Genomic DNA, 7909 nt, shown 5'->3' with positions numbered 1-7909 from the left:
ATTTCAATCAGTAGGGGCTTGTACCCACTACGCAATTGTTTTAGCTCATTAAAAATTTAGCTCAGGATTGAAACCCAATTTCCTTATGTCCGCATGAATTATGAATTATGAATTATGAATTATTTGGGTCAAGGGTTTTAAACCCACGCAGGTGGGTTTTGTCTGTGTAGTCGCGAATTCCATTCGCTTTTCAAACATCCTCTTAATCGCGCTACAAAAGTTGCCGAAATTCATCAAGAGAATTTACAGTTTTGATAGCCTGCTGAATTGCTTTTAATCGTTGTAAATCTGTAACTTCAGAGATTATCGGCATTAATTATAAACCGGAATTGCCAAATTTTATCTCTAATGCTAATTCAATACCCGAAAATATTTCTTCTCGACGCCCGCGTGCTTCCCCGCGTGCTTCCCCGCGTGCTTCACCGCGTGCTTCGCCTTCGCGTAAAATTTCTTGATACCAAGGTGACTCCCGCAACACAGCCATATCCCACCTCATGATTTCTTGAATTAAGGCACTCTCTAGTACAAAAGTAGCAAAAAAAGCCAAGACTGTTTCTAGTTGGTTTAATTGTTCGTCTGTACGCAAAATTTGCAATGCTTCTCGGATTATTGACTCATTTTCGCCACCTTTGAGAATTGTAGGACTTACGCACAGGTAACGGAAAAACGAACCACAAAGACGCGAAGGACACGAAGGAATAAGAGTTGCAGAGGGTTTTTGCGTAAGTCCTAAATTGGTACAAACGGAAGCAAGGAGGGTAAAGGTTGGTCAAAGACGATATTTACATCAACTTCCCACAAATTAATTACGCGGTAGTCTTGACGCGCAGACAATCCTGCAATGTTTGATACATATGTTGTCGGGATTTGCGCGTTACCTGCTTTGAGGATGTTGATTAGTACAGGGTATGTCGGTAAATCATACTTTTCTTCCGCTAGTCCTGCATATGCACGCATCTGGCGTGGCATTTTTGGAGTATAGCGTAATTGTAGTTCGTTAAGAACGAGAAATTCTCCTTCTTGCTGGCTCTCAACGCGAATTAAAACATCACTTTCTCTGCTTATCCATTGAAATTACGAGTTGAGAATTTCCCCAACTGTTATATCTGGAATTTGGGTTACCCATTTTACCCAGTTGTCGGGTGCAAGGCTAATTAAGCGTTTAGTGCTGACATCTGCGGGTTTGGTCATTGGGAGTAGATGCACTCATATTCAGAAACTCATGTTACTGTAAATGGTGGAAATATCAAAGTTGTTATGTCCCTAGCATAATAAGCTTGGCAGAAATATAGCTCTTATTGCTTCCTCATCAATAAAACCTGATACTAACCTCATACTTTTTGCATAAGTTGTGCTTAGTCAGAAATACTGATATATATAAAACTTATATTTTATTTTTGAAAACATACGTAGGGGAGGCAAAAAGGGGTGTGGATTTTCCTCCCCCAATATTGCCGTTGTGTAGCTGCGAGAGTACGGCATCAAAGCTTGATTTTAGTGCGTTACGTGAAACGATAACGCACCCTATTAACTAACCTCATACTTTTTGCATAAGTTGTGCTTAGTCAGAAATACTGATATATATATAGCTAATAGAGCGCATCTGCATAGCCATGAATAACAAACAAAGTTTGCTCCCATCGTTTTTATTATGCAGTTTTTTAGCACTTCCAAGTTCACCAGCGATCGCTCAAATTACCCCTGATAATACCCTTGGAGCAGAAAATTCACGCCTCACACCCAATGCTTTAATTAACGGTGTAAATGCAGATAAAATTGAAGGTGGCGCTCAAAGGGGTAGCAATCTTTTTCATAGCTTCACACAATTTAATATTAATGATGGACAACGTGTGTATTTTGGCAATCCTGTTGGGGTAGAAAATATTCTCACGCGGGTGACAGGTGGGAATGCATCGAATATTTTCGGGACTTTGGGTGTTGATGGTGCGGCGAATTTGTTTTTGATTAATCCCAATGGGATTTTGTTTGGGCAAAATGCACGCTTGGATGTGCGCGGTTCGTTTTTGGGGACGACAGCGAACGCAATTCAATTTGGAAATCAGGGAGTTTTTAGTGCGACAAATCCTCAAGCACCGCCTTTGTTAACGGTGAATCCTTCGGGGTTACTGTTTAATCAACTTAATCAAAATGCGGCGATTCAAAATAATTCTATTGCACAAGCAGGAAAAGACCCTGCGGGTGTTGATGTATTTGGTTTGCGCGTTCCTGATGGTAAAAGTTTGCTGCTGGTCGGTGGTAATGTCAGCATGGATGGCGGTGGCTTATTTGCTTTTGGCGGACGAGTCGAGTTGTTTTCTTTAGCGGAAGCGGGAAGTGTTGGAATTCAAAGAAACGATAATAATCTGAGCTTGAGTTTTCCTGATGGGGTAGGACGTGCAGATGTGTCTTTGACTAATGAGGCTTATATTGATGTTACTGCTGGGGGCGGTGGTAGTATAGCCATCAATGCTAGGAATATCGATGTTTTGGCAGGAACTACAATTTCAACGGGGATAGCCTCAGGGCTAGGTTCGATTAATAGCAAAGCAGGGGATATTGAGATTAATGCTACAGGAGATATTAAAGTTGAACAGTCTAGAATTATAAATCTTTTAAACCGCGATGCCACTGGTAATAATGGTGACATTCGTATTACTACAAGTTCACTCTCTCTCACTAATGGAACGCGAGTGGTTGCCGTCAGTAGAGGACAAGGAAATCCAGGCAATATAAATATTGATGCCCGTGAGACTGTCTCTTTGGATGGACAGAGTGCTGCTTTTAGCTTCGTACAAGGAACGGGAAAGGGATGCCAAGCTGGAGATATCAAAATCACTGCTGGCTCTGTTTTTATGACTAACGGCTCCCAGTTTTCTAGTACCACTGCTGGAGAGGGTAATGCAGGCAGTGTGATAATTACTGCTCGCGATAAAGTCTCTTTAGATGGAGGAAGTGATATCTTCACCACGGTGCGACAAGGAGCCTTTGGCAACGGTGGCAACATAAACATCAGCACTGGTTCACTATCTGTGACAAAGGGGTCTCAACTCGGTGCTGATAGTTTCGGACAAGGAAATGCAGGTGATGTGACCATATCTGCCCGTGAAGCAGTCTCCTTTGATGGAAGAAGCGAGGATGAAAGATTTGCTAGTGTTGCAGGCAGCATTTTGGGAGCTGATGCAGAAGGCAGAGGAGGCAACATCAATATCACAGGTAGGTCACTCTCTGTAACAAACGGCGCTCAACTGCAAACCAGTACTTTAGGACGAGGAGATGCAGGCAATCTAACAGTAGCTGTCCGCGAGGCTGTGTCTTTTGATGGCACAAACGGAGATGGAGATAAACCCAGTGCTGCCGTCAGCCGTGTGGAGGAAGAAGGCGTGGGCAATGGTGGCGATATTACGATTACAGCGGGGTCACTTTCTTTGACTAATGGAAGTCAACTGCTTACTGATACTAGAGGTCGGGGAAATTCAGGAAATATTCAAATCAATACGTCTGATTCTGTAAGTATATCTGGAACTACCCCTGTAAGCGGACGCTCTAGTGCTTTATTTACATCTACCGACGATAATTCCACAGGTAAAGGCGGCAATATTAGAGTAGATACTAGTTTTTTTCGTGTATCAGATGGTGCTTTGTTAAACGCACAAACCAGAAATAATGACAATGCTGGTAACATTACAATGAATACCAGTTTCTTTGAAGCACTTAACGGCGGACAGCTTATCACTACAACCTCTAGCAGCGGAAACGCGGGTAAAATTGCTGTCAATGCTACTAACAAAGTAACTATCTCTGGTGCTGATACCACGTTCAATGACAGAGTTGCAAAATTTGGCGGTAACGTAGGAAATATCGGTGCAAACAGTGGCTTATTTGTCCTCTCCGAAAGTTCAGGTAGTGCAGGCGATATAGAAATTAACTCACCCAAACTGAGTTTAGACAATCAAGGCAGACTCATTGCAGAATCTGCATCAGGTAACGGTGGCAATATCAACCTGCAAATAGGAGACTTACTGCTGTTGCGAAATAACAGCCTTATTTCTGCCACAGCAGGAACCGATCAATCCGGCGGCGATGGCGGTAACATAACTATAAATTCACCCTTCATCGTCGCCGTACCCAATGAAAACAGCGACATCATCGCAAACGCTTACAGTGGCAAAGGTGGTAATATTAACATCCGCGCTCAAAGTATCCTCGGTATTGAAGCGCGTCCTAAACCATCAGATGCAACCAACGATATTACCGCAAGTTCTGAATTAGGAGTGCAAGGACAAATCGACATCATCCAACCAGAAGTTCAGCCCACAGAAGGACTCATCGAACTACCAAATCAAGTTGTTGATGCCAGCAACCAAATTGCTCAAGATTGCGGCAGAGGTCGTAATGCCAAACCTTTAGGTGAGTTTATCGTCACCGGACGCGGCATACCACCTAACTCCCTGCAACCATTGAATGGTACAACCAGTATTGCACCCCTGGCAACCTTAGAAAGCGATCGCTCCAACACATCCCAAGCACCGATAAAAGCACCTACTCCCCCCACAGCAATCATCGAAGCACAAGGCTGGGTGAAAACTGCCGATGGTAAAATTGCCCTTGTTGCCCTAGCACCGCAAGCTACGCCATCTGCACCTCCGACAACTGCATGTGCTAACCCAAGCCAGAAATAGTAATTTACAGAACCCTGTCACAACTGACGCAAAAACTCTCACAGAACTCTTACTCCTTGGCGTCCTTGGCGCCTTGGCGGTTCGTTTTTAAACAAATATATACGCAAAGAGTGGGGAAACCCCGCCCCTACTAAAAATGGAGATTTAATCATGTTAGCTTCAAGCGATCGCCTAAACTCATTTGGTGAACCATATTTTTTCAAAAGCAATGAGCCATTGTTACTCGACAACCCCGAAACTATTTGGCTCATCCAATCTGGCAGTTTAGCACTCTTTGCCATCAATGTTCAACACGGCGTTCCCAAAGGCAAACGACGTTATTTATTTAGCGTCAAAGCGGGTGAAGCGATGTTTTCCGCAATGCTAACTTCGCCGGATGGACAGCAGCAAATTTTGGCGATCGCTCTCGAAGAAACTCAACTTTTACAACTTTCACAAAATCAGTTCTGCAATTCAATTAAACAAGAAAAATCCTTCATTAACCAAATCAATCGCTGGGTAAATCATCTCAGTTCAACCGTATCGGAAATTACTTCGCCAACATTACCCACTCCCACAAAAGCCCCAGGATGCGCCGTCTTAGCGAGTAATGAAGTGTTTCAACCGCCACATGATATAGTTGTTTGGGTAAAAGTTTTCCAGGGACAAGCGAATTTACTAGGCTTAGATGAATTAGAACTCACATCCGATATAGTACGAATTCCGCTTTTAGGGAATTTATGGTTGCAGGCGAGGGATATCCTAGAAATTGACTCTGTAAATGCAGATATATTAGATGCTAGCAGTTTATTAAACGGTTTAAATTACCTGCAAACTTTTGTATTACAAGCAATTGGACAACTCGAACAAAAAGCAATAAAAGTAGAATTAGGACGCTTAAAACAACGGGAACAACTGAATAATCAAGCGATCGCCAATACCTTAGATAACTTTGCTCATATCTTCGATGCCGAAAAAGCGAATTCTCCCGTCAAACAACCGCTGAACAGCGAAGAAGCGCTACTATTTGCTGCTGGTGCGGTAGCACGAGTTTTGGGCATCACCATTAATCCACCTGGCAATTCTGAAGATTTGCGACGCTTCCGCGATCCTCTAGAAGCGATCGCTCGTGCTTCCCGCATCCGCATTCGTCGCATCACCCTGCGAGATAAATGGTGGCATCAAGATAGCGGACCGCTACTAGCTTACACGTTAGAAGATAATCGTCCAGTCGCCATATTACCAATATCTGACACCCGTTACCAAATTATCGACCCGCTGCAACAAACGCGCTATCTATGCAATGCAAAAATTGCGGCGACTTTATCCCCTACAGCTTACACATTCTATCGTCCCTTACCAGAAAATCTTCAAGCACTAAACTTGCTTGGGTTCGCATTGCGCGGACATTCCAAAGAACTTTTCACACTGCTGTTAGCTGGGATTGCGACCACCTTACTCGGTATGATTACACCACAAGCGATCGCAATCCTTATCGACCATGCCATACCAGACGCAGATCGAGCGCTCTTATTTCAGCTAGCATTGGGACTATTTGCAACAACGCTAGCGCAGACTTTATTTCAACTCACTCAAGGAGTTGCAATTATGCGCTTAGAAACATTTGCCGACACTTCCACCCAAGCTGCCGTCTGGGATCGACTTTTAAATCTGAAAGCATCATTTTTTCGTTCTTATTCAATTGGTGATTTGAGCGCTCGTGTTTCCGTCATCAGTCAAATTCGCGGCAAACTGAGCAACACTCTTTTGAAAAGTTTATTTTCCAGCGTCTTTTCATTGCTCAATTTAGGACTGCTATTTTATTACAGCATTCCTTTAGCATTGATTGCCACATTTGTTGCTTTAATTAACGTTGCCGTGACAATTATTTCTGGTATTTTGACGTTACGCAAAGTCCGTCCCTTGCTAAACCTGCAAGGCAAACTCTTTGGGATGATGGTGCAAATTATCGGCGGTGTAGCAAAATTCCGCACTGCTGGAGCGGAAGCTAGAGCATTTGCTTACTGGGGAAGACAATATCAGCATCAATTGCACCTGACTTTAGATTCGCAAAGTATCGAAGATAACCTTGTAGTGGTTAACAATATCCTCTCAGCATTAACGCCAGCGGTGATTTTTGTATGTGCGACAACTTTGCTGCGATCGCAAGGAAATAATGATACTTTTTCCACGGGTACTTTTTTAGCATTCAATGCTGCATTTGGTACGTTTATTAGCGGCACAACTAGCTTGAGCAGCACCGTTGTAGATATATTGGAAGTCTTACCTTTGTGGGAACGTGCCCAACCAATCCTGCAAGCTATCCCGGAAGTGGATGGTAGTAAATGTTACCCTGGTCGATTATCTGGACGAGTCGAAATTAAAAATGTCGTATTTCGCTATCGTAACGACGGATCGCTTACCCTTGATGATGTTAGCTTACGGGCAGAACCAGGAGAATTTATCGCTCTCGTCGGTCCTTCTGGAAGCGGTAAATCCACGTTATTTCGACTGTTGTTAGGATTTGACACTCCGGAATCTGGCAGCATTCATTACGACGGACAGGAACTTGCTGGGTTAGATGTGAATGCAGTCCGCCGACAGTTAGGCGTTGTTTTACAAGGCAGTCGTTTGATGTCTGCGTCTATCTTTGAAAATATTTCTAGTAACGCTGTTTTGACAATGGATGAAGCCTGGGAAGCCGCAAAGATGGCAGGTTTAGCGGATGATATCGCAGCAATGCCGATGGGGATGCATACAGTAGTCAGTGAAGGTGGAACTAATCTTTCTGGTGGACAGCGGCAGAGGTTGCTGATTGCGCGATCGCTAGCTTTACGTCCCCGAATTTTGCTTTTTGATGAAGCCACCAGCGCTTTAGATAACAAAACGCAAGCGATAGTTAGCGAAAGCTTAGAGAAACTGAATGTTACCCGCATCGTTGTGGCACACCGTCTCAGCACGATTCGTAATGCCTCACGCATTTACGTTCTGCAAAATGGACGCTTAGTGCAACAGGGTAATTTTGACCAACTCGCTCATAAAGAAGGATTATTTAGTCAACTCATCCAGCGGCAGCGGTTATAGTGCTTTGCTCAAGTTCAATAGCTGTAGCAAAGAGCAAACATAAATGGCGTTGTATTGAGTTACAGGTACGTGAATATATTGCTTGTTTAATGGGTGAGGTTGAGGTGTATCGTCCCATGATTTGGGATAAGTAAAACTTAACTGTTTGCTTGTTTCGGGGCTGAAGT

Annotated in this window: 2 protein-coding genes and 1 pseudogene; 2 read left to right on the top strand and 1 reads right to left on the bottom strand. The window is 43.5% G+C overall.

The window, feature by feature from the left end; genetic code table 11:
• Positions 1–211: 211 nt before the first annotated feature.
• Positions 212–1191, bottom strand: a pseudogene (locus tag AABK37_RS25740) (Rpn family recombination-promoting nuclease/putative transposase).
• Between the two features lie 422 nt (positions 1192–1613).
• Between AABK37_RS25740 and AABK37_RS25735 the strand changes: the two are divergent.
• Positions 1614–4679 (top strand): filamentous hemagglutinin N-terminal domain-containing protein, encoded by a 3066-nt coding sequence (locus AABK37_RS25735; protein WP_432554357.1) that lies wholly within the window; start codon positions 1614–1616, stop codon positions 4677–4679.
• A gap of 150 nt (positions 4680–4829) precedes the next feature.
• Complete coding sequence (locus tag AABK37_RS25730) at positions 4830–7742, top strand: NHLP bacteriocin export ABC transporter permease/ATPase subunit (RefSeq protein WP_432554356.1); 2913 nt, start codon at positions 4830–4832, stop codon at positions 7740–7742.
• The last annotated feature ends 167 nt before the right edge of the window (positions 7743–7909 follow it).

Source organism: Tolypothrix sp. VBCCA 56010 (assembly GCF_050875635.1).
GTDB lineage: Bacteria > Cyanobacteriota > Cyanobacteriia > Cyanobacteriales > Nostocaceae > Hassallia.
This window is presented reverse-complemented; position numbering and strand designations above follow the sequence as displayed.

Excerpts from the sequence above, each read along its gene's own strand:
- AABK37_RS25730 (WP_432554356.1), top strand. The coding sequence starts at position 4,830 with ATGTTAGCTTCAAGCGATCGCCTAAACTCATTTGGTGAACCATATTTT.
- AABK37_RS25735 (WP_432554357.1), top strand. The coding sequence starts at position 1,614 with ATGAATAACAAACAAAGTTTGCTCCCATCGTTTTTATTATGCAGTTTT.